This is a genomic window from Vreelandella titanicae, from assembly GCF_014697095.1.
Taxonomy (GTDB): domain Bacteria; phylum Pseudomonadota; class Gammaproteobacteria; order Pseudomonadales; family Halomonadaceae; genus Vreelandella; species Vreelandella titanicae.
The window spans coordinates 3,272,301-3,298,550 of sequence record NZ_CP059082.1 but is presented as its reverse complement, the minus strand read 5'-3'; the positions used below and the strand labels follow the sequence as shown (position 1 = coordinate 3,298,550).

Annotated in this window: 26 protein-coding genes and 1 pseudogene; 15 read left to right on the top strand and 12 right to left on the bottom strand. The window is 54.4% G+C overall.

The genetic code is table 11. The annotated features are described in order from the left end of the window. Positions 1 to 10 precede the first annotated feature (10 nt). Positions 11 to 1,825, bottom strand: a complete 1,815-nt coding sequence (locus tag HZS52_RS15175; protein WP_190373105.1) for an NAD(P)/FAD-dependent oxidoreductase — start codon at positions 1,823 to 1,825, stop codon at positions 11 to 13. Between the two features lie 288 nt (positions 1,826 to 2,113). Between HZS52_RS15175 and HZS52_RS15170 the strand changes: the two genes are divergently transcribed. The 3 genes from HZS52_RS15170 to HZS52_RS15160 all read left to right on the top strand — a co-directional run bounded on the left by HZS52_RS15170 (position 2,114) and on the right by HZS52_RS15160 (position 6,330). Next, positions 2,114 to 4,096: a sigma-54-dependent Fis family transcriptional regulator gene (locus HZS52_RS15170; RefSeq protein WP_190373104.1), complete on the top strand. Its 1,983-nt coding sequence runs from the start codon at positions 2,114 to 2,116 to the stop codon at positions 4,094 to 4,096. Positions 4,097 to 4,290: 194 nt separating this feature from the next. Next, positions 4,291 to 5,145 (top strand): AAA family ATPase, encoded by an 855-nt coding sequence (locus HZS52_RS15165; protein ID WP_089692014.1) that lies wholly within the window; start codon positions 4,291 to 4,293, stop codon positions 5,143 to 5,145. Positions 5,146 to 5,148: 3 nt separating this feature from the next. Beyond that, positions 5,149 to 6,330 carry a vWA domain-containing protein gene (locus HZS52_RS15160; RefSeq protein ID WP_190373103.1) on the top strand — a complete coding sequence of 394 codons (1,182 nt, stop codon included), beginning with the start codon at positions 5,149 to 5,151 and terminating at the stop codon, positions 6,328 to 6,330. Between the two features lie 5 nt (positions 6,331 to 6,335). Here the strand turns inward: HZS52_RS15160 and HZS52_RS15155 are convergent, their stop codons facing one another. Continuing rightward, on the bottom strand, positions 6,336 to 6,869 hold the full coding sequence (locus tag HZS52_RS15155) for a cytochrome b (protein WP_022523135.1): 534 nt from the start codon (positions 6,867 to 6,869) through the stop codon (positions 6,336 to 6,338). Between the two features lie 125 nt (positions 6,870 to 6,994). Then, positions 6,995 to 7,558: a hypothetical protein gene (locus HZS52_RS15150; protein WP_190373102.1), complete on the bottom strand. Its 564-nt coding sequence runs from the start codon at positions 7,556 to 7,558 to the stop codon at positions 6,995 to 6,997. 170 nt (positions 7,559 to 7,728) lie between these two features. Between HZS52_RS15150 and HZS52_RS15145 the strand changes: the two genes are divergently transcribed. Next, positions 7,729 to 8,127, top strand: a complete 399-nt coding sequence (locus HZS52_RS15145; protein WP_190373101.1) for a RidA family protein — start codon at positions 7,729 to 7,731, stop codon at positions 8,125 to 8,127. Here HZS52_RS15145 and HZS52_RS15140 read toward each other — a convergent pair. Beyond that, on the bottom strand, positions 8,087 to 9,553 hold the full coding sequence (locus tag HZS52_RS15140; protein WP_190373100.1) for a cobyric acid synthase: 1,467 nt from the start codon (positions 9,551 to 9,553) through the stop codon (positions 8,087 to 8,089). The two genes, HZS52_RS15145 and HZS52_RS15140, sit on opposite strands and share 41 nt — an antisense overlap. A 202-nt stretch (positions 9,554 to 9,755) precedes the next feature. On the opposite strand from HZS52_RS15140, the gene HZS52_RS15135 reads away from it, so the two are divergent. From HZS52_RS15135 to HZS52_RS15110, 6 genes are read left to right on the top strand one after another with little or no spacing between them, the layout of a single operon-like run. Next, on the top strand, positions 9,756 to 10,778 hold the full coding sequence (locus HZS52_RS15135; RefSeq protein ID WP_190373099.1) for a LacI family DNA-binding transcriptional regulator: 1,023 nt from the start codon (positions 9,756 to 9,758) through the stop codon (positions 10,776 to 10,778). Positions 10,779 to 10,789: 11 nt separating this feature from the next. Next, entirely contained in the window at positions 10,790 to 11,821 is a 1,032-nt protein-coding gene (locus HZS52_RS15130) for an ABC transporter substrate-binding protein (protein ID WP_190373098.1), read from the top strand. A 2-nt stretch (positions 11,822 to 11,823) separates the two neighbouring features. After that, positions 11,824 to 12,720, top strand: a complete 897-nt coding sequence (locus HZS52_RS15125; RefSeq protein ID WP_190373097.1) for an ABC transporter permease — start codon at positions 11,824 to 11,826, stop codon at positions 12,718 to 12,720. Continuing rightward, positions 12,717 to 13,505: an ABC transporter permease gene (locus tag HZS52_RS15120; protein ID WP_022523128.1), complete on the top strand. Its 789-nt coding sequence runs from the start codon at positions 12,717 to 12,719 to the stop codon at positions 13,503 to 13,505. The genes HZS52_RS15125 and HZS52_RS15120 overlap by 4 nt, the downstream gene beginning before the upstream one ends. Positions 13,506 to 13,528: 23 nt before the next feature. Next, complete coding sequence (locus tag HZS52_RS15115; RefSeq protein ID WP_190373096.1) at positions 13,529 to 14,611, top strand: ABC transporter ATP-binding protein; 1,083 nt, start codon at positions 13,529 to 13,531, stop codon at positions 14,609 to 14,611. Then, positions 14,604 to 15,470 carry a phosphodiesterase gene (locus HZS52_RS15110; RefSeq protein WP_190373095.1) on the top strand — a complete coding sequence of 289 codons (867 nt, stop codon included), beginning with the start codon at positions 14,604 to 14,606 and terminating at the stop codon, positions 15,468 to 15,470. The genes HZS52_RS15115 and HZS52_RS15110 overlap by 8 nt, the downstream gene beginning before the upstream one ends. Here HZS52_RS15110 and HZS52_RS15105 read toward each other — a convergent pair. Continuing rightward, a complete protein-coding gene (locus HZS52_RS15105; RefSeq protein WP_190373094.1) occupies positions 15,467 to 16,330 on the bottom strand; it encodes a bifunctional transcriptional activator/DNA repair enzyme AdaA in 864 nt (287 codons plus the stop codon). The two genes, HZS52_RS15110 and HZS52_RS15105, sit on opposite strands and share 4 nt — an antisense overlap. Before the next feature lie 204 nt (positions 16,331 to 16,534). Between HZS52_RS15105 and HZS52_RS15100 the strand changes: the two genes are divergently transcribed. Next, positions 16,535 to 17,455, top strand: coding sequence for a glutaminase (locus tag HZS52_RS15100; RefSeq protein ID WP_190373093.1), 921 nt, complete (start codon positions 16,535 to 16,537; stop codon positions 17,453 to 17,455). Positions 17,456 to 17,547: 92 nt separating this feature from the next. Further along, the gene (locus tag HZS52_RS15095; protein WP_190373092.1) at positions 17,548 to 18,153 is read left to right on the top strand and encodes a LysE family translocator; all 606 of its coding nucleotides are present in this window, start codon (positions 17,548 to 17,550) and stop codon (positions 18,151 to 18,153) included. On the opposite strand, the gene HZS52_RS15090 is transcribed toward HZS52_RS15095, so the two are convergent. Beyond that, positions 18,139 to 18,972 carry an AraC family transcriptional regulator gene (locus HZS52_RS15090; protein WP_009287024.1) on the bottom strand — a complete coding sequence of 278 codons (834 nt, stop codon included), beginning with the start codon at positions 18,970 to 18,972 and terminating at the stop codon, positions 18,139 to 18,141. The genes HZS52_RS15095 and HZS52_RS15090 overlap by 15 nt on opposite strands. Positions 18,973 to 19,114: 142 nt before the next feature. Between HZS52_RS15090 and HZS52_RS15085 the strand changes: the two genes are divergently transcribed. Continuing rightward, a complete protein-coding gene (locus HZS52_RS15085) occupies positions 19,115 to 19,933 on the top strand; it encodes a DUF1206 domain-containing protein (protein ID WP_190373091.1) in 819 nt (272 codons plus the stop codon). A gap of 185 nt (positions 19,934 to 20,118) precedes the next feature. Here the strand turns inward: HZS52_RS15085 and HZS52_RS15080 are convergent. From HZS52_RS15080 to HZS52_RS15065, 4 genes and pseudogenes are all read right to left on the bottom strand, one after another. Next, positions 20,119 to 20,437: pseudogene (locus HZS52_RS15080) on the bottom strand (antibiotic biosynthesis monooxygenase family protein). A gap of 124 nt (positions 20,438 to 20,561) precedes the next feature. Then, the gene (locus HZS52_RS15075) at positions 20,562 to 21,350 is read right to left on the bottom strand and encodes a slipin family protein (protein ID WP_009287026.1); all 789 of its coding nucleotides are present in this window, start codon (positions 21,348 to 21,350) and stop codon (positions 20,562 to 20,564) included. 46 nt (positions 21,351 to 21,396) lie between these two features. Further along, complete coding sequence (locus tag HZS52_RS15070; RefSeq protein WP_041158564.1) at positions 21,397 to 22,755, bottom strand: NfeD family protein; 1,359 nt, start codon at positions 22,753 to 22,755, stop codon at positions 21,397 to 21,399. Positions 22,756 to 22,961: 206 nt separating this feature from the next. Next, positions 22,962 to 23,369: a DUF4019 domain-containing protein gene (locus HZS52_RS15065; protein ID WP_022523117.1), complete on the bottom strand. Its 408-nt coding sequence runs from the start codon at positions 23,367 to 23,369 to the stop codon at positions 22,962 to 22,964. 201 nt (positions 23,370 to 23,570) lie between these two features. Here HZS52_RS15065 and HZS52_RS15060 point away from each other — a divergent pair, with 201 nt between their 5' ends. After that, on the top strand, positions 23,571 to 24,314 hold the full coding sequence (locus tag HZS52_RS15060; RefSeq protein WP_041158565.1) for a class I SAM-dependent DNA methyltransferase: 744 nt from the start codon (positions 23,571 to 23,573) through the stop codon (positions 24,312 to 24,314). Positions 24,315 to 24,324: 10 nt separating this feature from the next. Here the strand turns inward: HZS52_RS15060 and HZS52_RS15055 are convergent, their stop codons facing one another. After that, positions 24,325 to 24,939 carry a LysE family translocator gene (locus tag HZS52_RS15055; RefSeq protein ID WP_208797191.1) on the bottom strand — a complete coding sequence of 205 codons (615 nt, stop codon included), beginning with the start codon at positions 24,937 to 24,939 and terminating at the stop codon, positions 24,325 to 24,327. Positions 24,940 to 24,956: 17 nt separating this feature from the next. Continuing rightward, positions 24,957 to 25,331: a GNAT family N-acetyltransferase gene (locus HZS52_RS24755; protein WP_414727640.1), complete on the bottom strand. Its 375-nt coding sequence runs from the start codon at positions 25,329 to 25,331 to the stop codon at positions 24,957 to 24,959. A gap of 142 nt (positions 25,332 to 25,473) precedes the next feature. Between HZS52_RS24755 and HZS52_RS15045 the strand changes: the two genes are divergently transcribed. Then, a complete protein-coding gene (locus tag HZS52_RS15045; protein WP_022523113.1) occupies positions 25,474 to 26,070 on the top strand; it encodes a GNAT family N-acetyltransferase in 597 nt (198 codons plus the stop codon). Positions 26,071 to 26,250: the final 180 nt, after the last annotated feature.

Here is a 26,250-nt window from a genome sequence, read left to right as displayed (position 1 = left end):
ACCCTTCCTGTTAAGACGTATGATGAACCGGCTGCAGCCCATAGACAGGCGTTTCCAGCCCCTCCATGCGTGCCTTTAACTGCAGCGCTAAATAGTGTGAGTAGTGCCGCGACTGGTGCAGGTTGCCGCCGTGGAACCACAGCGCCTCTTGCTGGGTGGGTTTCCACATATTACGCAGTTCGCCCTCCCAAGGGCCGGGGTCTTTGGTGGTGTCAGAGCCCAGGCCCCAGCACTTGCCGACTTTATCCGCCACTTCCTGAGAGATAAGCCGCGCCGCCCAGCCATTCATGGAGCCATAGCCGGTGGCGTAGACGATCAAATCTGCCTCTAGCTCACTGCCATCGGTAAGTGTGATGGAGTGGGGGTTAATGCGCTCAATGCCCACACCGCTTCGCAACTTGATATCACCGTTAGCCACCAAGTCGCAGGCGCCTACGTCGATGTAATAACCTGAGCCCCGGCGTAGATACTTCAAAAACAGCCCCGAGTCATCGTCACCGAAATCGAGCAGAAAGCCCGCGTCTTCCAGCTTCTGATAAAACTCGGCGTCGCGCTGTTTGATTGCCTCAAACGCCGGGCGCTGAAAGTCCGGCAGCACCTTGTAGGGGATCGAGGCAAAAATCAGATCAGCCTTGTCGTGGGTTAAGCCATTGGCCACCGCCTCTTCGGAGTAGAGCGGCCCCAGCACTTCCTCCATCAAAGAGTCCGACTTCACAATATGGGTGGATGAACGCTGCAGCATGGTCACATCGGCGTCGTGCTCCCAGAGTGCCGCGGCAATATCGTGAGCAGAGTTATTCGAACCCACAATCACACACTTTTTACCCGCATAAGCATCTGGCCCTGGGTGTTGGCTGGAGTGCTGCTGCTCACCAGCGAAGCTCTCTGCGCCGGGAAATGTCGGCACATTGGGCATACCCGACATCCCGGTGGCCATCACCAGTTGCTTCGGGCGTAGCGTGATCTCTTCGCCGTTGCGCTTAACGTTAACCACCCACTCGCCTGCGGCTTCGTCATAACGTGCATTCTGACACTCAGTGGAACTCCAATAATTGAGCTCCATCACTTTTGTGTACATCTCCAGCCAATCGCCCACCTTGTCTTTGGGGGCAAACACCGGCCAGTTTTCAGGGAAAGGAATATAGGGAAGGTGGTCGTACCAGACTGGATCATGCAGGCAGAGGGATTTATAGCGCTTGCGCCAGGAGTCACCGGCTCGCTCGTTGCGCTCTATGATGATGGTCGGCACGTCCATCTGCTTCAGCCGCGCCCCAAGGCCAATCCCACCTTGGCCTCCGCCGATGATCACGCAGTAAGGCTGTTGGGTGTAGCCAAGCTCTGCCTCTTCGCGCTCCCGTGACTCTAACCAGGTTTCACGCTGTTTGTTGGCCCCGTGCTCAGCTCCTTTTGGGCGGTTGTGATTACGCGGCTCGGGGAAGTCGTGCAATGCCTGCATGGTGGTTAACAGCGTCCAGCATTTGCCCTCTTTAAGACGCAGATAGCCTTTACCGCTGGCGACCGCGGTCTCAAAGGTAAACCACGCCTCACTGATATCGCCGTTTTGGGTAGCTTCGCCTTCTAGCTGCCAGTTCGAAGGACGTGTGTTCTCCAGGGTGGCATTGAGCAAGGCCTGAATAGCATCTTTTCCCTCACAGGTTTTTAAATTCCAGGTAAAGGTTACAAAGTCGCGCCAGTAGCACTCCTCATTAAATAGCGACAAAACACGCTGAATATCCTGGGCTTGCAGCGCTTTATCAAAATCACTCAGCCACCCTTGGACAGTCGCCGTGGCGGTTTGATGTGTTTGTGTCGGTGTCTGTGACATAGCGAGAACTCCATCGTTTGTTATTGTTGAATTGCTTGTGAGACACCCAACTCCAAGCATCCGCCGTGCCAAAACACACAAAGCCACTACAACCAACTGAAAGATAACGTTATTTAATAAAACGAAGCGGCGATAAGACGTAGTGAGGAGGTGGACACCTGTCACACTGTTTACAGCTAGGTGTTACAGGTGTAACGCACGACTAACGGCGTAATAGCACTGCGTTGACACCCACGCCAGAGCGCATAGGCTGGAAGGACAATAACAATCCCTACGGTGAACTACGCCATGCCTACTCAATCGCCTCTGCCTGCACGGCTGCAATCCGTCCAGCGCCAGCATATTGAGCATATTTTCCAGCTCGGCGAAGGCCTGGAAGTTCCGCAGCTACCGGCCCAGCAAACCATTCGGCGTTCCTGGCTGCGCTGCCTAAACGAGTACCAGCTCGATCCCACCCAGCCACGCCCAGCCCGGGTAGTGCCCCAGCAAATCCTGATTGAGCACCGGGAATCCGTGGATGAACTCCTGCATGTGGCAAGAGCCGGGGTTGACCAGCTTTATCAGCAAATTGCGCAACTCGGCTACGTGCTACTGCTCACCGACCACCGCGGGATAACCGTTGAGTTTCGTGGCGATCCCAACCAAGACCAGCAACTGCGCAAAGCAGGCCTTTATCTCGGTGCTGACTGGGACGAACGCTTTGCGGGCACCTGTGCCGTAGGCACCTGCCTGCATGATCGCCAGGCGATTATCTGCCACCGCCAGGAGCACTTCGACGCCTCGCATATTTCGCTTACCTGTACTGCCGCCCCCATCGCCGACCCACAAGGCAACGTCATGGCCGTGCTGGATATCTCCGCGCTGCAATCGCCTACCCAGCATGAGAGTCAAAATTTCAGCCTCTCGCTGGTAACGCTCTACGCACGCATGATTGAGGACGCCTATTTTCTCCAGCGCTACCGTGACTGCCTGATGGTGCGGCTGGATACCTCGCGAGAGTTCGTGCATGTAAACGGGCGCGGACTCATCGCCATTGAAGAGAACGGGCAAGTGATTGCTGCCAACGCAGTGGGTCGTGATCTGATAAGTGAACACCAGCGCCGTTGGCCACCCTGGTCAGCCCATCACACCCCAATGCTGGGGGAGCTATTCGAGTGCGAGATCGCCGATGTACTCAGCATTAATAGCGCCACCGACGATCAACTGCGTGCTTTTCGCGCCAGGGTCGATAACACGATCTACTTTATTAGCCTGCTGGAGCCACGCCGCCCGCGCCCTGCTCAGCAAGCACAACCTCTCGCCTCCAGCCTGCCGGAACCACTGGTACGCCTCGGCGCCGACGACCCCGCCATGCGCAAAGTGCAGAAACTGGCTGAACGGTTGCGCAACGAAGCCAGCGTCAATGTGCTGATTAGCGGAGAAACCGGCACCGGCAAAGAGGTCGTTGCCCGTGCTCTGCATGACAGCGGCAACCGATCTAAAGGCCCCTTTATCGCAGTAAACTGTGCCGCCATTCCCGAAGCGCTGATCGAAAGCGAGCTGTTTGGTTACGAGCCCGGCGCCTTTACCGGCGGGCGCGCCAAAGGCATGCGCGGGCTGATTCCCCAAGCCCACGGCGGCACACTGTTTTTAGATGAAATCGGCGATATGCCGCTGGCCCTGCAAACCCGCCTACTGCGCGTACTGGCCGAGCGAGAAGTGATGCCTCTTGGGGCCAATAAGCCTGAAAAGGTTGATATTCGGGTGATTACCGCCACTCATCGCAATATCGATTCGATGATCCAGCAGGGTGAGTTCCGCGAAGACCTCTATTACCGCCTTAACGGGGCTCAACTGCGCCTGCCCGCGCTACGCGACCGCGCCGATAAGCTCTACGTTATCCGCCGCGTATTTGATGACATCATCCAGGAGCGAGCCTCCAGCCAATCACCGCGCCTGCGGGCCGATGCCATTAGCGCCCTACTAGCTTACGCCTGGCCCGGTAATATCCGTCAGCTAAAGAATGCGCTGGCCTTTGCACTGGCCACCTCAGAAAACGAAGAAATCACCGTTCATGACTTACCTGAGCAGTGCCTAAGTCAACGCATCACTCGGCAAGCAACTCCCCTGCCTGCAGACGCTGGTAGCGACAGCGATCACACATTGCTGGAAATGCTCAAGGAGCAGCACTGGAACATTAGCGCCGTGGCTCGCGCTCTCGGGGTTTCAAGGCCCACGATATACCGGCAAATGCAGCGCCAAGGCATAGTGCCGCCGAATTGGCAGGGGTGATAAAAAGCTACTTCAAAGCTTTTGATTGGGAAATAACTGCAACATATCTTGAGAACACGGTGCGAGGGCAGGTTGAAGCGAGGGTCTTTCGCAAGTCATCACTACCTCTTGGCCTTGAGGGTGACCCTCACGTACACTTGTTTGAATCCGTTTATCCTTTTATAAACCCGCTTTCGACAAGCCGAGGCCCTCCCATGGCGTTTGACTCCACTTCTTCCTATATCGCAACCGATGCGCTTAAGCAGGCGGTGAATGCTGCCGTGGTGCTCGAGCGGCCGCTGTTGATCAAAGGCGAGCCGGGTACCGGCAAAACCCTGCTGGCTGAAGAGCTGGCTGAATCTCTCGATACTCAGTTGATTACCTGGCATATCAAATCCAGCACCAAGGCGGCCCAGGGCTTATACGAGTACGATGCAGTCAGCCGCCTGCGGGATTCTCAGCTAGGCGTTGAAGGCGTGGAAAACGTCGCCAACTACATCAAACCCGGCAAGCTGTGGGAAGCCTTTACCGCCAATCAACGGGTGGTGCTACTGATCGACGAGATCGACAAGGCCGATATCGAATTCCCCAACGACCTCCTTCAAGAGCTGGATCGTATGGAATTCCACGTTTACGAAACCGGCGAAACCATTCGCGCCGAACAGCGCCCGATTATTGTTATTACCTCGAATAATGAAAAAGAGCTGCCAGACGCGTTCCTACGCCGCTGCTTTTTCCACTACATTGAGTTCCCTGACCGCGAGACCATGCAGGCGATTGTCGATGTGCACTTCCCGGATATCGCCCCCAAGCTGGTCAGCGAGGCCTTAGAGGTATTTTTCGAGCTACGTAAAGCGCCAGGCCTCAAGAAAAAGCCTTCCACATCTGAACTAGTCGACTGGCTCAAGCTACTGATGGCTGACAATATTGCTCAAGAGGCGCTCTACAACCGCGATCCGTCCAAAGCACTTCCACCCATGGCCGGCGCCTTGGTCAAAAACGAGCAGGACACCCAACTGCTGGAACGCCTGGCGTTTATGATCCGTCGCCAAAAAGGCACAGGCCGCTAAGCCATGTTTATTGGCCTATTCGAAACACTAAAGCGTGCGGGCGTTCCGGTATCGCTACGTGAGCTGCTGGATCTTCACGCCGTGGTGGAACGCGGTGTGGTGTTCGCCGATATGGAAGCCTTCTATCAAGTGGCCCGCACGGTGATGGTCAAAGACGAACGCCACTTTGACCGCTTTGATCGTGCCTTTGCCGCCTGGTTTAAAGGCCTGGAGGACATGGACGCCGCCATTGAAGCGCTGATCCCCGATGACTGGCTACGCCGGGAATTTGAGAAGCAGCTAACGGATGAAGAGAAAGCCAAGATCGAATCCCTGGGCGGCCTCGAAGAACTCATTGAGACGTTCAAAAAACGCCTGGAGGAGCAAAAAGAGCGCCACGCGGGCGGCAATAAATGGATCGGCACCGGCGGCACCAGCCCCTTTGGCGCCTACGGCTACAACCCGGAAGGCATTCGCATTGGTCAGGATGGCTCCCGCCACCGCCGCGCCACCAAGGTCTGGGACGAGCGACGCTTCCGCGATTACGATGATTCTCTGGAATTAGGCACGCGCAATATCAAAATGGCGCTGCGTCGCCTGCGCAAGTTTGCCCGCCAAGGGGCGCTAGATGAGTTTGACGTGGATAGCACTATTCGCGAAACTGCCAAGGACGCCGGGCTACTCAACGTTCAGATGCGCCCGGAGCGCCATAACGCCGTTAAAGTGCTGCTATTTTTGGATGTGGGCGGCTCGATGGATGATCATATTCGCGTCTGCGAAGAACTGTTCTCTGCCGCCCGTTCAGAGTTCAAGCATCTTGAGCACTACTACTTTCATAACTGCCTTTACGAAGGGGTTTGGCGAAACAATATGCGTCGGGGTAACGAGCGGATCCCGACCATGGATGTTTTGCACACCTACAGTGCGGATTACCAGGTCGTGATTGTCGGTGACGCGGCCATGTCGCCCTATGAGGTCACCCACCCCGGCGGTAGCGTAGAGCACTTTAACGACGAAGCGGGCGGCGTGTGGCTGAAGCGTTTATGCGAAACGTTTCCCCGCCTGGCGTGGCTTAACCCGATGCCACCCCGGGCATGGGAGTACACCTACTCTACTCAACTAATCCGCGAGATCATTGATGACCGCATGTACCCCATGACCATGGAGGGTTTGGAAACCGCCATGCGCGAGCTAGCAAAGAAGTAGTCTGATTATCTGGCCATGCGCGTCAGCACGTCGTGGTGAGTCAGCTTGCGATGCAAAATGGCCATCACGATGTGCCCTACGATCAACGCTAACAATGTCCAGCCTAGCTCACCGTGGAGCAAACCGCCCAGATCTGTCATCCAGGTGATTTCCTCGCCTTCAAAACCTGACATCAGCGTAAAGCCAAACACCTCAAGCGAGCGGCCCGAACCGTACTGGCGAATAAGCGCAATCGTCGGAATCACCATCATCAAGCCGTAGAGAACAAGATGGCCCAACTTTGCCATAACGCTCACCGATGGCGGACGGCGCGATGCATTGGCCAACGCCCATATCGCTCTCAGTACGACTAAGGTCAGTAGCAATACACCCACTGGGTAATGGGTTCCCCAGAAGAACTCTTCAAAGGGTGTGTCCGGAAAAAGCCAGTGCGCCGTGGCACTCGTAAACTGCCAAGCAAACAGTAGCGCCATCCCCCAATGCAACAAGCGGCTAATCGCACCGTAACGTTGACTGTTATCCATTATCGGTAATGCCATGCAGCTTCTCCCTTCTTTTAATAAGCTAGTCGTGATGCTTATTTTATCGGGGCAACACGTAAATAACATGGCAACAACGTGCAACTTGATTGCACAAACTGGAACGCAGCGTTTCCTAAGGGCTATTAAAGCGACTGCGGGAAATCGTTTAAGCCCTTCAAAAATGCCTGTTTGGCCGTTTCAAACGCCTTAGGGTCATGTTTAAAGCGACGCAGGATAAGCGCTTCATCCAACACTAGGGTAGGCGCTAATTCGCGAATACTCTTGGCAGGGTGGCGAGCGCCCAAGCCAATACGCTTTCCATCCACCCCGCCGAACCAGCGCTTAATGCCACTTTTTTGATAGAACGCTTCTCGTTCGGCGTTATCCACTTCGACCCGTAGCGGCGCTTTCAGAGTAAGCTCGCTGATCAAACGCTGCTGGGCATCTGTCTGGTCAAGTGCGCAGGCGTGGGTCACCGTCATACCCTCGCCTTCTTCGTCCAGCACTAGCAGCGCTAGCGCTTGGGGTTTACCCTGGCCGTCAACGACAGCAAACAGTCGCGCGGCTTCCTGAGGGAATAACACACTGCAGGTGCCGGTGAACACAACCAGCGGCGTTAGACCAGCCTGTTGCCCGTATACCTCAGCGCATAGTCGCGCCAGACAGGCGTTGCGCTGGGCCTCTGCGTTAACGTGTACGACCTTCATATGAATCATCCTCACCGACTAAAAAGCCGCAAGCCTAGAGTAATTATCACCGTTTTGACAGCGCGACATGCCTCACGCGTCCTCTATTCATTTTTACTGATACTGAACACTACTGTTAACAATCTGTCGAAAAGAATTGTAAGTGTGAACATCACCTAGAAGGAGCTAGTATGCCCACCTTTATGAATGACCCTACCATGCCCACACCAAGCTTCCCCGGTAGCCACATGGTAGTCGATGATCACTATGTGTTTATTTCAGGACTGACCGTTGACGATCTCTCCAACGGCCACGCAGTCAAAGGCGACGTTAAAGAAGAGACTCGCCTTGTGATGCGCGCACTCTCGCGCATGCTTGAAATGGAAGGCGGCAGCTTAGCGGATATAGTGCGGGTGGATATCCACCTCACGGATCTACACGCCATCCAAGACATGGACACTGTTTACGCGGAGTACTTTGAGCCTAGCCGCTACCCTACCCGCACCTGCACCGAATCCCCTAACCTCTACGGCGGAAGCAGTATTGAAATCACGGTGATGGCGAAGCGCCAGCTTCAAACAGAGCAATAACCGCCTCAATATCGATATGGGCTTCCAGCATATCGGCTAAACGGTCAAGCTCACGTTCTCGGTGAGCTTGATAATCGCTCTGCTCTCCATTAACGAGTCCCAACTGCTTCAGTAGGGCTTGGCAGGCCTCCGGGTGGTCAAATAACCCGTGCAGGTAAGTACCGATTATTTGGCCATCCTCACTGACGGCGCCTTCTGGTCGGCCTTCTATGTCAAATAATGGCGCGTTAAGCGCCTGCCCTTCACTTACGCCGTTATGAATTTCATATCCGGTGACGGTTACCCCTTCAGCAACGGTCACGCCGCGAACATTGCGTAGCTGTTTGCCTGCCACCATTCGGGTGGTCAGCGGCAACAAGCCCAAGCCCGCCACTTTTACTGGCTTACCCTCCAGGCCATCAGGGTCATCCACCCATGCGCCCAGCATTTGAAAGCCACCGCAAATACCTAACACCTTGCCGCCGTAGCGCAGGTGGCGCTGAATGGCGTTATCCCAGCCCTGTTGCTTTAACCACGCCAAATCGCTCGCGGTACTTTTACTACCGGGCAGAATGACCACATCGGCGGCGGGTATCGGCTGGCCGGGCCCCACAAAGGTCAGCGATACCTGTGGGTGCAACCTCAGCGGATCGAAGTCAGTATGGTTACTAATGCGCGGTAGCGCCGGAACGATCACGTTAAGTGTCTGGCTAGCCTTTTCGGCGTGGGTTAAACCAATGCTATCTTCAGCATCGAGTACTAGCCCCTGCAGATAAGGCAGTGTTCCGAATAGGGGTTTTCCCGTACGCTCCTCCAACCATTCAAGCCCCGGTTTAAGCAGCGCTATATCACCTCGAAAGCGGTTGATAATAAAACCCTTGGTGCGCGCCTGTTCGCTCTCGCTCAACAGCGCCAGCGTACCTACCAGTTGGGCAAATACACCACCGCGGTCAATATCACCCACCAGTAATACCGGGCAATCTACCGCTTCGGCAAATCCCATATTGGCGATATCGCCTTTACGCAAATTGATTTCAGCCGGGCTGCCCGCGCCTTCGGCAATAATCACATCAAAGCGGCTTTCTAACGCATGCCACGCGGCCATTACACTCTCTTTGGCGGTGCGTTTAAAAGCGTGGTAATCCAGCGCATCCATATGGCCATGCACTTTGCCGCGTAAAATCACCTGGGCGCCACGATCGGTTTCTGGCTTTAACAGTACCGGATTCATATCACTGTGGGGCGCTAAATAGCAGGCTTGGGCCTGTAACGCAGTGGAACGGCCAATCTCGCCGCCATCCTCGGTCACGGCGCTATTCAGCGCCATATTCTGGGGTTTAAATGGCGCCACTGATACCCCACGCCTTGCCAGCGCGCGGCAAAGGGCTGCCACCACGGTGCTTTTACCCGCATCCGAGGTGGTGCCTTGAATCATCAGTGTGGCCATAAAGAAGTCTCGTCCAGGTGAACAAGAGCGAGACTTTAGCGGGAGGGGCTAAGCGGTGCAATGTGTTCGATCTCCGCTTAAGCACGCTGCTACCCTTAATAATCAAAAATACTTTTTATTGCCATCAATTCGTCATACGCCATCTCTAGGCTGATACCTAATAAATGAGATCGATCTCATTGCATTCATAACAGGTATTTCCATGGCAGATTTACTTAGTGTGGCCAAACTCGCAGGAGTCTCTCGGGCAACCGCGGCGCGGGCTTTTTCAAACCCCGATTTGGTACGCCCAGCTACCCGAGAACGCGTTTTTAACGCTGCCCGGCAGTTGGCGTTTAGGCCTAATAAAATCGCCCAACAGCTTCGCTCTCAAGCGACGCAGATGATTGGCGTGATGGTGCCCAGTCTCGATAACCCAGTGTTTGCCGAGCAGCTACAAGCCATGGAAGTAGCAGCCAGAGCGGCTGGTTACTCACTGATCGTTACCACCAGTGAATACTCACCCAGCCGCGAGGGTGACATTGTTGAGGAGATGCTGCGCCAGCGCGTGGATGGCTTGGTGCTGACCGTGGCTGAAGCGGATAACAGTGCCGTGCTGAACACGCTGCGCTTGGAAACCACCCCGTGCTTACTAGTTTACAACCCGCCAGGGAAAAGTGGTTTTCCCTCTATTGGCGTCGATAACCGCGCTGCCAGCGCTGATGCCACCCGCCATTTAATCACCCTGGGTCATGAGCGAATTGGCATGGTTGCTGGCCCACTGCTGCAATCAGACCGCGCTCGACAGCGTTTTGACGGTTACTGCCACGCTATGGGCGAGGCAGGCCTGATCGCCCGCTCATTGGTTGAGATGACCCGCCACACCCAAGCTGACCTGAAAAGCCTGATACCTGCACTGCAAGGCCCAGAGGCTCTCAGCGCAGTGATTTGTACCAATGACCTGCTTGCCATCAGCCTGATGGGCGAACTGCAACGCGCAGGCTTTAGCGTGCCTGGCGAACTTTCCGTGATGGGCTTTGATGGTATTGCCTTGGGCAAGCATCTATATCCATCGCTCTGCACCATTGAACAGCCTCGCGCCGAGATCGGGCGCGCGACGGTTCACACCTTGCTAGCCATGATTCGGGGAGAAAAATGCACACCCGCTCCCCTGCCCCACGCACTGCGTAAGGGCGAAAGTGTCGGAACCCCGACATCCCGCAAGTCCACGTTAAGCACTTTATAGAGGAACTTGGTATGAGTCTTAAACGCATGAACCTTAAGCGTCTGTATCAAGCGTTACTGGCCACGGCGGTTATCAGTGCGTCAGGGGTCGCTACTGCCCAGTCAAGCGACAACGCTATCTGCTACAACTGCCCGCCTGAGTGGGCGGACTGGGGCACTCAGTTGCGTTTGATCGAACAGGAGACCGGCATTCGCGTGCCGCAGGACAATAAAAATTCCGGCCAGTCATTAGCTCAGTTAGTTGCCGAAGCCAGTAGCCCGGTGGCCGATGTCGTTTACTACGGGGTGACCTTCGGCATTCAAGCCATGGAAGAGGACGTAGTGACGCCCTACCAGCCCGAACACTGGGATGAGATTCCTGAAGGTCTAAAAGACCCCGAAGGCAACTGGTTTGCCATTCACTCTGGCACCCTCGGTTTTATGGTCAACGTTGATGCCTTGGATGGCGCGCCGGTGCCCACTTCCTGGGAAGATCTGCTCAAGCCCGAGTATCGCGGCATGGTGGGTTACCTTGACCCGGCCAGCGCCTTTGTTGGCTACGTCGGTGCTGTGGCGGTCAACCTAGCCATGGGTGGCGATCTTAATGACTTCACTCCGGCGATCGACTACTTCAATCAGCTCGCCGACAACGACCCGATTGTGCCCAAGCAAACCAGCTACGCTCGAGTACTTTCTGGTGAGATCCCGATTCTTCTCGATTACGACTTCAACGCTTACCGCGCACGCCATAGCGATGGTGCCAACGTAGAGTTTGTGATTCCCGAGGAGGGCAGCGTGGTAGTGCCCTATGTTATGAGCCTGGTAAAAGATGGCCCTAAACCCGAAAACGGTCAGCAAGTGCTTGATTTCGTGCTCTCTGACCAAGGCCAAGCGGTATGGGCAGATGCTTATCTACGTCCCGTGCGCGCCAGCGCCATTTCCCCTGAAGCACGCGAAGTCTTTCTGCCCGATAGCGAGTATGCCCGCGCCGAAGCACTTGACTACCCCGCTATGGCGGCTGCTCAACGTAGCTTCTCTGAGCGGTATCTGTCGGAGGTTCGTTAATCATGACAGCGGCATCCAAGCAGCCCTCCGGGGCTGCTTCTTACCTAAGTCGACCATCGACGATGGTAGGCCCAGCCCGGCGTAAACGCCTTATCGCGTTGTTCGCCTTACTGCCTGCCCTGGTGATTTTCTGCGCCTTTTGGCTACTGCCTTTTTCGCGTCTGATCATGATGGGCGCCGAGGCTGATCCAAGCAGCGGTATTAGCGCTTACCTGACTATTCTTACCCACCGTCAGTACTTAATCAGCCTGGCGACCACCGTTGGTCTTTCGCTGGTAGTGTCACTGGTAGCGGTTGCTATTGCGGGCGTTGCCGGATTTTTTCTCGCCCGCCAGCGTTTTTTTGGCAAGTCCATACTAGTGGCTATCCTCACCTTTCCGCTGGCTTTCCCAGGCGTGGTGGTGGGCTTTTTGGTCATCATGCTGGGAGGGCGTCAAGGTGCCTTGGCGCAGACCAGCCTGTGGCTGTTTGGCGAGCGCTGGATGTTCGCCTACTCACTGGCCGGGCTATTTATTGGTTACCTTTACTTCTCCATTCCTCGCGTTATCACCACTGTGATGGCTGCCTGCGACAACCTGGATAGAAGCCTTGAAGAGGCAGCTCGCTCGTTAGGTGCTAACACCTGGCAGGTCACCAAAGACGTCATCGTACCCGGCATTGCTCCCGCGCTGCTCTCAACCGGTGCCATCTGCTTTGCCACCAGTATGGGCGCCTTTGGTACGGCGTTTACCCTGGGCACGCAGTTGAGCATTCTACCGCTCAATATCTACGGCGAATTCACCAACTACGCTAACTTCGCCATGGCAGCCGCGCTTTCAGTGGTATTGGGCGTGATCACCTGGATGGCATTGAGTCTTGCCCGCAGGCTGGCTGGCGGCAACTTGGGAGCCTCGGTATGAAATCTCGCCTACGCTTCACGCTGCAATTGGGCTTCACCCTGCTGGTGTGCCTGTTCATGATCGTGCCCGTCGCCATGTCGGTCATGGCGGGGCTGACCGAAAACTACTTTGTCGGCCTTGAGAGTGGCCTGACCCTGCGCTGGGTGGATGAGGTGTGGCAGCTCTACGCCGATACCATCTGGCTCTCAATTAAACTGGCGCTGGCCTGCTTATTGATCACTATCCTGATTGGCGTACCCGCCGCCTATGGCCTGCTGCGCAGCCGTCGCCGCTGGGCCAATGCGCTTGAAGAACTCCTACTGCTACCAGTTGCCGTGCCTGGGCTGGCCACCGCGCTTGCCCTACTGCTTGCCTATGGCAGCTACCGTGAATTTCGTGGCAGCTGGCTATTTATTCTTGTTGGCCATGTGCTGTTTACCCTGCCCTTTATGGTGCGCGCGGTGCTCTCCGTGATGCAAACCGCCAAGCTTCCCCAACTGGAAGAAGCCGCCGCCAGCTTAGGCGCCAGTTTTCGGCAACGCTTTTTCGGGGTGGTCATCCCCAACTGTATGAGCGGTATTTTGGCGGGGGCGCTGATGGTGGTCACCCTATCGATCGGTGAATTCAACATTACCTGGATGCTGCATACCCCATTAACCAAAACGCTACCGGTCGGCTTAGCCGACAGCTATGCCTCGATGCGCCTTGAAATCGGCTCAGCCTACACGCTGATATTTCTGGTGATGGTGGTGCCCTTGCTAGTGGCGATTCAGTGGGCAGGCCGACTCACCGAGCAGCGCCGCTAAGTTTTATTATTTGAGAATCCGTTATGAGTTCATCTGTCAGCATTACGCTACACCAATGCAGCCGCACCTTCGCTGGCGGCAACACAGCGCTCCAGCCGCTTGATTTACAGGTCGATGCGGGCGAAACCCTGGTACTGCTGGGCCCTTCCGGCTGCGGTAAAACCACCACCCTGCGCATTATTAGCGGCCTGGAAAGCCCCGACAAAGGCGGGCAAGTAATGTTTGGCGAGCGTGATGTCACCGCTCTGCCGATTGAGCAGCGCGACGTGGGAATGGTGTTTCAAAACTACGCGCTATTTCCCAACATGAGCGTTGCCGACAATATTGCCTACGGCTTGAAAATACAGCGTTTGCCACGTGCCGAGATCGCCCATCGGCTTGACGAAGTCATGCATATGGTCGACTTACAAGGCTTTGGTGATCGGCGCATCGACGCCCTCTCCGGCGGCCAAAAGCAGCGCGTCGCTCTCGCCCGTGCGATTGCTGTTCGCCCCAAGGTACTGCTGTTTGATGAGCCGTTGGCAGCTCTAGACGCGAAACTGCGCGACCGCTTACGCATCGAGATTGGCCAGCTTCTACGGGAGCTAGGCACCACGGCGGTCTACGTCACCCACGATCAAGATGAGGCGATGGCCTTGGGTGACCACATCGCGGTAATGCAAGCCGGACGCATTGCGCAGTTGGGCACCCCCCAAGAGATTTATCATCAGCCGGCCAACGCCTTTGTGGCCGATTTTATTGGTGCGGTTAACTGCCTGGAGGTGATCAGCACACGCGCCGATGGAGGATTGGTCGTCCATGGAGGTGAACTCATCGCTGCCCATTTGCAGGGAGTATCCACTGTCTACTGCCGTCCAGAAGATATCCAGGTGGTTTCCGTTGACCAAGCCGATGTAAAGGGGAAAGTGGTACAAAGCATTTTCCTGGGCCAGACCCAGCGCCTGATGGTGGACACCGGCGGCGCTTCGCCGCTCCAGATTGAGGCACCCTCTCGCCAGCGCTGGCCAAACGGTACCGCGATTGGTTTGTCCCTCGCTTCTAACGTGCTTTTTCATCCAGATAAGCCCACTGCCCCTGTTAATGCCAAGGAGATGGCCAATGGCTGATCAAGGTTTAAACATTCAGAAAGCCCCTCATGCCCAGCAATGCCTTATCGCCCAGATTAGCGATCCGCATATCAAGGCGGGCGGGAAACTCTCTTACCGCCAGGTAGATACCGCCAATGCGCTGCGGCAAGCAATCAGCACGCTCAATCAGCTAGCGCCGCGGCCCGACCTGGTACTGATTAGCGGTGACTTGGTCGATTTTGGCCACCCTGACGAATACGCCACCTTTAAGCAGCTTCTGGCTGAGTTAACGCTGCCCGTGTACTTAATTCCTGGCAATCATGATGACCGCCAGCACCTGCGCGCCGCCTTTCCTGAGCACCGTTACCTGTTTCAGCATGAACACTATCTGCAATGGGTGGTGGATGACTACCCGGTACGCATTGTAGGGCTCGACTCGTCGGTACCCGGCAAGCCTCATGGTGAACTAAGCAATGAAAGTCTGCAGTGGTTAGACACCACCCTGGCAGAACAACCCGAGAAACCAACCTTGGTCTTGGTGCATCATCACCCTTTTGTTAGTGGCATCGACCATATGGATCGCCAGCCGCTGAAGCGACCAGACGCGCTAGCCGACGTCATTGGCAGACATGCCCAGGTCGAGCGCGTGCTTTGCGGGCATCTGCACCGTTCGATCCAGGCCCGCTTTGCTAACACTTTGGCGATTAGCTGCCCTGGGGTTTCCCATCAGGTAAGTTTGGATCTCACCCCAGACGGCCCCGCCCACTTTCAGCTAGAGCCCCCCGGTTACCTGCTACACCAGTGGTCGGCAACTAACGGCATGGTGACTCACCAAGGGTTTATCGAGCGCTACCCTGGCCCTTTCCCATTTTATGATGCTAATGGGCTGATTGATTAGGTCGTTAAACTGGGGGCGTGCGCTGTGTTATCTGTGTGAGCCAGCGCCAGCTCCCAGGCTTGTACCATCTGCTTTTTCTCTAATCCCCAGCGGTAACCACCGAGTGCACCGCTTTGTTGAATCACCCGGTGGCAGGGGATCCATAACGCGATGGGGTTAGCGCCCACTGCATTGCCCACTGCTCGGGACGATTTAGGTGATCCCAGCGCCTGAGCAATATGGGAATAGCTGGCAAATTGCCCCTCGGGGATCGTTAACAGCGCTCGCCAAACCGCTATTTGGAAGTTGGTGCCAGTGACGTGTAGCGAGACAGCGGTAGCCCCCTCTTCAGGCTCAGTAAACAGCCTTTCCACCGCATAGCGAGTGGACTCAGTGTTATGTTGAAAGGTGCTGCGCGGCCACTCCTTGGCCAACCTTGCCAGTAACTCCTCTGAATTAGTCGTATCGACAAACCCCATTCGGCAGATACCCCGGGGCGTTACCGCGACGAATAGGCGACCTAAAGGTGTTTCGTGAACGCCATAAGCGATCTCCACTCCTTCACCCTGGCGCTTATACTCGCCGGGCGTGACCGCCTCTAACTGAACAAAGTGGTCGTAAAGCCGCGAGCCACCGCTCAGCCCCAGGGTATGGGCGATATCCAGCAAAGAAGTGGACGAATGCATCAACTGCTTACCGCGCTCTAAGGTGAGTGCCTGCAAAAAGCGTTTGGGACTAATCCCCGCATAACGACAAAACAGCCGCTGGAAGTGGAAGGCACTCAAATGAACATGAGCAGCCACCGTTTCCAGATTGGGCTGTTCCGCCGCATGAGCCACCATATAGGCCATGGCTTTTTCGATACGCTCATAGTCATTCATTGGGTTATCTCTCTGGCCGTCGGGGTCGGGGCTGCTTAGTTCCTTTCAGCCTAAGCCTTCACGGGCGAGCTGCCGACCCGAATCTTGCGCACCGGCGGGTGATCAGACAGTTTATGTTTAAAAGAGGCGTTATGTTTAACAGACATTTCCACCAGTTTTCGCTAGGGTAATGCCCCGCCTCCATTGACGGTACACGATACGCCCATGCAAGACTTGATCAATGACATTGCAGCAGCCATGGCAAACGCCGAAGAACGCGGTAAGGTCGCAGACTATATTCCCGAGCTTGGCCATGTTGACCCACAGCAGTTTGCCATTTCGCTCGCCACGGTGGATGGCAAAGTGTACTCGGCAGGTTGTGCTACCACGCCCTTCTCGATTCAAAGTATCTCTAAAGTATTTACGCTGACCATTGCACTTGGGCAAGTGGGTGATTCGCTGTGGTCAAAAGTAGGCCGCGAGCCCTCAGGGGATCCCTTCAACTCCATCGTGCAACTAGAGCATGAAAGCGGCAAACCGCGTAACCCGTTTATCAATGCCGGGGCCATTGCGGTAGTCGATGCGATCATGATGGGCCACGAGCCCAAAGAGACACTTGGCGAGATTCTTAGCTTTGTGCGCTATATCGCCGATGACGACAGCATTTACTTCGACCACGCGGTGGCCGCTTCAGAAATGGCCCACCGCGACCGCAACGCCTCACTGGCGCACTTTATGAAAGCCTTTGGCCGCCTACGCCATGATGTCGATAAGGTGCTAGGCACCTATTTTCACCAGTGCGCTATCGCCATGAGCTGTGAGCAGTTGGCCCATGCCGGGCTATTTTTGGCCTCGGATGGTATCAACAAACCCAGTGGCATTCGCGTGGTAGCCCCCCAGCGCGCACGGCGTATCAATTCACTAATGATGATGTGCGGGCACTACGACGCCTCGGGAGAGTTCGCATTTCGCGTCGGCCTGCCTGGCAAAAGTGGCGTGGGCGGTGGCATTCTGGCGATTGCACCCGGCCATGGCTCCATCGCAGTTTGGTCGCCGGGGCTGGATGCCTACGGCAACAGTTTTCTGGGCACCCAGGCGCTCGAAATGTTTGTGCAGCACACCGGCTGGTCGGTTTTTGGGCATTAGCAGGGCAACGCTTTAAGCAACGATCTCAATTTTGTTCAATACCGCCCACAAGCGCTACTGCATTCTCCTTGCATTATCTGAGGAGAATGACAATGAGCGCTTCACCCCTGCTATCTTTGCTGCTACCCATGTCCGCCTTTGCCCTCGCAGCGTCTATTTCGCCGGGGCCGGTCAACATCGTTTGTTTGAGTAGCGGTACGCACTACCCTATTGCTAAAGGGCTTGTTTTTGTAACCGGCGCCACGCTCGGGTTTATCGCGCTATTTTTAGCCATCGGCGCGGGGCTTTACTCCGTGCTGAATGTGCTGCCGCTGCTGGAAGAGTTTTTGCGCTGGGCAGGCATTCTGTTTTTACTCTATCTCAGCTATCAACTTTTACAGCACGATGGGCGCTTGCAGGAGCGAGGCGGCGTCAAAGCGCCAGGGTTTATGACAGGTGCCATGATGCAGTGGCTCAACCCCAAGGCGTGGCTGGCGTCTGCCGCTGGCATTGGCGCCTACACCACTGCTAATGAGCCCCATCTGCTATGGCTGTTCGCCGGCCTCTATCTGCCTATTTGCTGGCTATCGCTGGCCAGTTGGGTATATGCAGGCGCTTTTCTGAAACGCTATGTTCATCGTCCGATTGTCTTACTGACGATTAACCGCGCACTCGCTATCTGCCTGGCGGCTAGCGCTATTGTCTTACTGGTTGAGTAGCGGGTAGCGGTACTGGTTGGGTGTCGCTGCTACCAGCCGCTTGAACGTCCTTTGAAAGTGGGGCTGGTCATTAAAGCCAGCGTTCAAAGCCGCCTCAACGATAGGTTGCCCTTGTTTTAACGCTTGCTGCCCCAGCTGAATGCGCTGATTAATCAGGTAAGCATGGGGTGTTAGTCCGAAGTGCTGTTTAAAGGCGCGAATCAGGTGCCCAGCACTATAGCCGGACTGCTCACATAGGCGTTCTAGCGATATATCAGCGCTACAATTGGCACGCAAATAGGCCGCGACCTGTTCTAGCGCACTGGGCGCTTGGGGCAATACCGCGGGGGATTCCTGAGCAAGCACTTGCATCATGATGGACAAGTATTCGACTAGCGCCGTTTGCTTATCGCTAATCTCGCGATGTTCATCCAGCAAACAAGCAGCCATATCGCAGTACCCGGCATAAAGCGCTGGCTGGGTAATGACGGCGGTGGCGATATCTTGCCAATACGGCGTATTCAACAGGCCCAATTGGTAACGCAATTCACTCAGCCACTCGGTATCGACGTAGAGCATCATGTACGCCCAGGGCTGGTTCTCGATGGGGTTGCAGGCATGCACCCAGTAGGGGTTCATCATAACGATGTCACCCGCACTAATCTGATGCGTCGCATCGCGATAGCAAAAAGTGCTTTTACCTGCGGTAATGGCCCCCAGCGACCAATGCGTATGGCTGTGCGGCGCATAGCAAACTTGTCGCGCGTCGCTAATCTTGCGCAGCTCCACATAGGGCATACGCGCATCGCGCCAGAAGATAGGTGACGAAATGGTACTCATGCTCTGCTCGCAATAGTTAAAAATAGCGATTCATTACCTACGCTGAACAATAGCACAGCACAAGCACAGTATGGGCCGCTATACTGCTCTATACGCTAGATTGCATAGGAATGCGCAACGCCATATTAGTCAGGAGGACGCCATGGCCAACAGTATGAAAAACCGCAACCACAGGGATGCAATTACCCTTTATGCCCGCATGGGTTATGCCTCCCGCGGCATTGTGTATGTATTAGTGGGTAGCCTAGCAGCGCTGGCAGCATTTGGACAAGGCGGCCAAACAGAAGGCAGTCGTGGCGCCTTAGAACGTTTGCTCACCGCTCCCTTCGGTAAAGTCTTGTTAGCCATTATGGCCATCGGCTTGGTGGGCTACGCTATGTGGCGAATCATCCAGGCGGTTAAAGACACTGACCATCACGGCAACGGCGCCAAGGGGCTGGCAATTCGTGCGGGCTTATTGGCGAGCGCCATTACCCACACGTTGTTGTCTTTTTTTGCCGCCACGCTCATCTTTCAATTTGCGGGCTCTTCAGGTGATTCTGGTGGCGGTTCGCAAGGTGTCGCGGGCTGGCTGATGCAGCAGCCTTTCGGGCGCTGGCTGGTCGCTGGGGTTGGCCTCATCATGATAGGGGTAGGTATGGCCCACGCGCTTAAAGGCTACAAGGCCAAATTCGACAAACACTTCGCTATGCCACCACAAACGCAACAATGGGCCTACCCTATTTGCCGTTTCGGCTTAGTGATTCGTGGTGCTGTGTTTGTGATCGTGGGTAGCTTTTTTATCATCGCCGCTTATCAAATCAATCCCAATCAAGCAGGCGGTATGAGCGAGGTGTTTAGCACCCTGCGAAGCCAGCCCTTCGGTCAGTGGTTGCTTGGTTTTGTCGCGCTGGGACTTTTTGCGTTTGGCCTTTACAGCCTATTAGCGGCTGTCTATCGCCGCATTAATCCCGAAGTGTAAGACCTGCATGGCCATAACATCCAAATGCACTAAGTAGTGGTTTGAGCGCATTAACCGCTCGAAGAATATGCTGTGTCTACTCGCCACCCTCTCCTTTCTGGAGACTATTCTTCTGTCCATTCCTATTGAACTGGTATTGACACCCCTGTTGCTGGTGGTGTAAGCCGTGAATCGGTGGCAACCAGCTAAATACCGTAATCTCGCTCGACTTTGGCGAATACGGGTTTTGAAGTGCTGGTACCACTGCTGATGGCCTAGCCGCTGAGCTTCTTGATGCTCAGCATGGGCTTTCCACGCTTTAATAGATGCCAAATCGGCCCAGTAAGAAACTGTTACACCCACCTCATTACGGGCAGACTCCACCCCTAAAAACCCCGGCTGCTGTGCTGCAAGCTCAACCATTCTTGCGGCCATTGCGTCATAGCCGTTATCGACCTCGGTGCGTAGTGAAGTGAAAATAACGGCGTAGTAAGGCGGTTCAAGGGTAGTGGCAATCAGGGACATGGCATCACCGGGATCCTTGGATCAGAGGCTTCGAAGCATATCCCATGAAACAAAAAATGTATTCAGGGAGCCCACTGCCAGTTGCTGCCAAACCGTACCACAGGCAGTGGGAAGAGCTGTGAGCCTAGGCGTCATCCTGCGCCTTACCAGGCGTCGCTGCCGTATGCTTGGCTTTCATATCCTTGAACGCTTCCATAATGTCCATTGGTAATGGGAAGACAATGGTTGACGCGTTTTTATTGCTCATGTCGCTCATGGTTTGCAGGTAGCGCAGTTGCAGCGCGGCAGAGTTTTCCTGCATGACATTGGCCGCCTCGACCAGTTTCTTGGATGCTTGCAGTTCCCCTTCGGCGTGAATCACCTTAGCGCGACGCTCACGCTCCGCCTCTGCCTGGCGCGCAATGGCGCGAATCATGCTCTCATCCAAATCTACATGCTTAATTTCAACATTGGCGACCTTGATACCCCACGCTTCGGTTTGGGTATCGATGATTTCCTGGATATCGTCGTTGAGCTTATCGCGCTCGGAAAGCATCTCATCCAGATCATGCTTACCCAGCACGGAGCGCAAAGTGGTCTGTGCTAGTTGACTGGTCGCCTGGGTAAAATTCTCGACTTGAATGATCGCCTTTTCTGGATCGACGACGCGGAAATAAAGCACCGCATTAACTTTAACGGTGACGTTATCCTGAGAGATTACGTCCTGTTCCGGCACATCCATGGTAATGACGCGCAGATCCACCACCTCCATCTTCTGAATGGCGGGGATCACAATGACTAGCCCAGGCCCTTTCACTATCTGATAACGCCCCAGAAAGAACACTACGCCGCGTTTATATTCTGGCAGTATGCGAATAGAGGCGGCGATCAACATCACCACCAGCACGACAGGAACTAAATACGAAATAATCATTGGACACCTCGTTTAGCTGTGGGTCGGTTATGTCAGAAAGTGGGCACTAGCGGGGCGTCACATATACCGTTAAGCCATCAAGGCGCACCACCACAAGCTTTTCACCTCGTTTGACTGGCACATCGCTCACTGCGTTCCAGCGCTCGCCATGCAGCCTTACATGGCCGCTGGTCTCAAAATCATCCAGTGCAACCGCATCTGCGCCGATTAACTGCTCCGCGCCAGTGTGTGCCGGACGACGGCGCAGCGTTGCAAAGCGTGTTAACGTCCATAGCATTAGCCCCCCGGACACCAATGCCACACCACCGATTAGTGGTAGCGAAATGGCAAGATGCTCCGCGTCCATCAGCATTACCGAACCAAGTACAAAGGCAATGATGCCGCCAACCCCCAGCACGCCGAAGCTAGGCATAAATGCCTCACCCACCATCAACGCCAGCCCGACCACCATCAGCGCAAGCCCGGCGTAGTTAATCGGCAGCACCTGAAACGCAAACAGGGCGAGCAGCAAGCAAATCAAGCCAATGGTGCCGGGGAACAGGCTGCCGGGATTGGCCAGCTCGAAAACCAGCCCGTAAAAGCCGATGACCATCAAGAAGAAGGCTATGTTGGGATTAGTGATCAGCGATAGCACCTGGGTGCGCCAATCAGGGTCGAAGCGTTCAATGGTGAGGCCTGCGGTCTCAAGCGTAGCATCGCCACTTTCCATGACCACGCTCATGCCGTCAATCTGCTCAAGGAGATCGTCAAGATCGCGCGCCACCACATTGATGACGTTCTGCTCCAGCGCCTCGCTGGCAGTGAAATTGACCGCATTGCGCACGGCCTCTTCAGCCCAATCGGCATTGCGATCATGGCGTTCCGCTAGGCTGCGGATAAAGCTCACCGCATCTTCCATCACCTTGCGTTCCATGGCGCTGCCCTCGCCATCCGACTCCTCAGCCGAATTATCTTCTTCGTCTTCATCGCTGCCGAGCAGCCCACCGCCCATCTGTACCGGCGTGGCCGAGCCGAGATGCGTCGAGGGGGCCATGGCAGCCACGTGGCTACCGTAAAGTAGATAGGTGCCCGCGCTTGCCGCTCGCGCACCACTGGGGAAAACGTACATCACCACGGGAATGTCAGCGTTGAGCATCTCGCGAATCATGTCGCGGGTGGTGTCGACCAACCCGCCGGGGGTATCGAGCTCGACGATCACCACCTCACTGCCCTGCTCGCGGGCTTTATCCAGCCCACGCTCAAAGTAGTCCTTGGTAGCCGGGCCGATGGCGCCTTCAATATTAAGCACCAGAACGCTTGGTGAAGCGCTTTGTGCCATGGCCTGCCATGTAAACGACATAGTAGCCATTAGCAAACTGGCAACCATCAACCAGAGCCAGTGCGGTTTGAGAGAAAGGGTTTGCATACCCACTCCTCGCATTCAACGCCTTGAACATTCCCGTCTGAATCTGCAGCCTATCCATAGCAACATACACAAGGCTATCTACTCAACGTAGCAGCCAAATTGAGCTTCGTCATGAACAACGTGATGGCAGGATTCGAGGGGAAAAGGAGCCTGAACCAAGGCAATGCTGCAAACCAGAGGTGGTTGCAGTATTTTTGAGGAGTCGGTTAGTTCAAGTAATAACCACTAACTTTCCACGTGCCCTCTTCCAAGTGAGGAGTGATGGTTTCCGTAATCTGCGATGATCTGTTTTCAAAACGTGTTTGGAACGTCAAAACCGCGTAGTCATCTCTTGGAGCCCCAGGCATAGAGGTTTCGCGGACAACGCTTACTCGCCGACGCGACTGAACCGCACCAAAGTCACGACGCGCTGCACCAATCGTCCGTTCTAACATGTGCGGTGAAAGCGGCTTTTTTAGTAGTGAAGATGACGATTCCCATGCCTGCTCATACTGACCGCTATCGATGGCTTCTAGCCACGCCAACGCCGCCGCCTCTGCCGCACTCGAGTTTGCCTGCGCTTGGTTAGACAGAATGAGAAGCAAGGTGATGATAAAGATCAGCATTTTCGGCATAACGGGCACTCTCGGCATTTAGCAACGACCAGAGAAATCTCGATGGTCTTAGGTATATATCGGTCATCGTCAGAGTTTCTTTAGGGCTGCAAGATGTATTTGCGTAATCGTTAAACTCCAAGCTGTGCCTGCTTCTCAAACCCTACTCGCTCGTTTACTATGCGCCACCCACCCTATTTCAGTTGCCACTATTAGGTCACTATGTCCGTCAATGCCCTCTATACCGACCTTTCTGGCTACTACGATTTGATGTGCGTGGATATCGACTATCAAGCGCAAAGCCACGCCATTCGCAGGCTGCATCAGATTTTCGGTAACGGCGGAACGACACACCTAGATTTAGCCTGTGGCACCGGCCCACACGTGCGCCATTTTATTGATTTTGGATACGCCAGCAGCGGGCTTGATATTAATCAACCCATGCTGGATATTGCCGCCACGCGTTGTTCAGAAGCACACTTCACGTTGCAAGATATGAGTGACTTCAAGGCCAACGAGCCTCAAGACTTAATCACCTGCTTTTTATACTCAATCCACTACAACGATGGGATTGAAAAGCTAAAAGCGTGTATATCCAGTACTCATTGTGCCCTCAAGTCTGGTGGTATTTTCTGTTTTAACGCAGTCGATAAAGACAAAATCGATAACGCTTTATCTGTTAAACACAGCGCCCAACAAGAAAGCGATTTATTCACGTTCCGCTCGGGATGGCACTACAGTGGCCAAGGTGAAAAGCAGTCGCTTAGGCTCAGCATTGAAAAAGCCAACGCTGAAGGAACACAGCTATGGAACGACGAACACCCCATGGTAGCCGTCAGCTTTGCGGAGTTAAGCGCACTCTTAGCGCCTCACTTTGAGGTTCATGTGTTTGAGCACAACTATGAAAAAATCATCCCCTGGGATAACGCCTCTGGAAACGCTATTTTTGTCTGTGTGAAGGTTTAGTCGTCTTCGACTAGCGGTTCTCCACTTTCTCAAGAAATATCACTGATAACCCCGCTGCAATGAACATTGCTCCAGCGCCCATATTCAGGCCTTGAATTACGCGCGGACGACTCTCCAACCAGCGCGCAAACATAGATGAAAAGAGACCCAGCACGGCGAATATAGCGAATGCCATAAAAGCAAACCAAGCACCTAGCAATAGCGTTTGCAACGCAATCGATCCCTGCGCCGGCGATACAAATTGAGGAATAAATGCCAAGATAAATAGCGCGGGCTTCGGATTAAGCACGTTGGTTAGAAACCCAGTGGTTAAAACCACGCGGTAAGACAAACGACGATGCGATGAAAATGCAATCAAGTCTCTGGAACGTAATGCTTTAATACCTAACCAAATCAAATACCCGGCCCCAATCAATTTAACGGCGCTAAAGGCAACGGCAGAGGTCTGGATAAGAGCCGCCAAACCAAGAAAAGCGACAACCACATGCACCATCAGCCCCATTCCAGCTCCTACGCTGGAGACACAAGCCGCTAGACGCCCCTGGCTAAGTCCACGACTAACGGCGAGTATATTATCAGGCCCCGGCACTAGAATTATTAAAACGCATGCGGCAGTGAAAGCCATCCATGTTTCGATTGGTATCATGTCTCTCTCCTATCCCAAAACTTACGCTTACCCGTATTAATGGCAAAACCGTGCGTGCGCATCGGATGGGGCGTTATGCATTGAACCCTACCTGATACCTCTGCTTGCTTGGGCTGAATCCTGAAGACTCGTAGAACCTGTGTCGCGGGGTCTTTAGACCTCGTCATAAGCGCCGCTTTATAACAGCCAGCTTGCTGGGCAAAGTCTATAGCACACCTAAGATTGGCCTTACCGATACGTTGCTTGCGGTGATCCTTGGAAACAATCACATTTTCAATGATTGCATGCGGTCGACCAGACCAATTCAAATTAGCACACATATTTACGGTACAGGTACCCATCATGCCATTATCAGTGAAGGTACTAACGATGCATCCCCCCTTTATGATATTGAACCAAAGACCCGCGGCAATTCCTCATCCACTACTGAAGTTGCCTCATCCCTGCAAATAAAAATTAATTCACTGCGTCTGTGACCAATGGTCATTTCTCTTTGAATCTAGGAGCCAGTATATGAACGTTCTGATTCAGAAAGGCTTTAACCTTGAGAAGGCTGGGCCTGTCGCTAAGCTATATGAAGAAGCTTTCGGCGCTAAATTCGCGAGCGCAATACCTGACAAGGCTAAGCGCATTCAATTACTCTCCGACTGTTTTGTCCCTGAATTTTCCTTTACTGCCATCTTTGAAGATGAGGTCATTGGGCTAGCAGGGTTTCAGCAGCCCAATGGTTCGCTAACGAGCGGAATCGGGATGAAACAGCTGATAGGCAAGCTTGGAACATTGAAAGGGCTCTGGGCATGTCTGGTGTTCAGCTTATTCGAGCGCAAGCCAAAATCTCAAGAATTGGTGATGGATGGGATTGCTGTCGATAGCCGATTCCGAGGGCGAGGCATAGGTTCCAGACTCTTGGATAGCATTATTGCACATGCCGTGGATAATGGTTTCGAGACGATCCGCTTAGACGTTATCGATAGCAACCCGAGAGCAAGGAGGCTGTACGAGTCCAAGGGATTTATCGCCGTAAACGAAGAGCATTTTCCCTACTTGAAATGGTTAATCGGCTTTTCTGGGTCAACAACCATGGTGTTGAAGGTAGCAAGTTTAACTTAGCAGACAATTCTCGCCCTCTCGAAAGCATATCCCTTCAGAGGTGAGAGCCTAGCGCCTAGATGATTCATAATCGCCATTGTCAGATATTACCCTTCGGCCACACATGGCCGAAATTGCCCCCTTTGTGACCGCTTAACGCATCGTTGGCAGAATGCGTAACAGCTAATCTGTAACCTCACT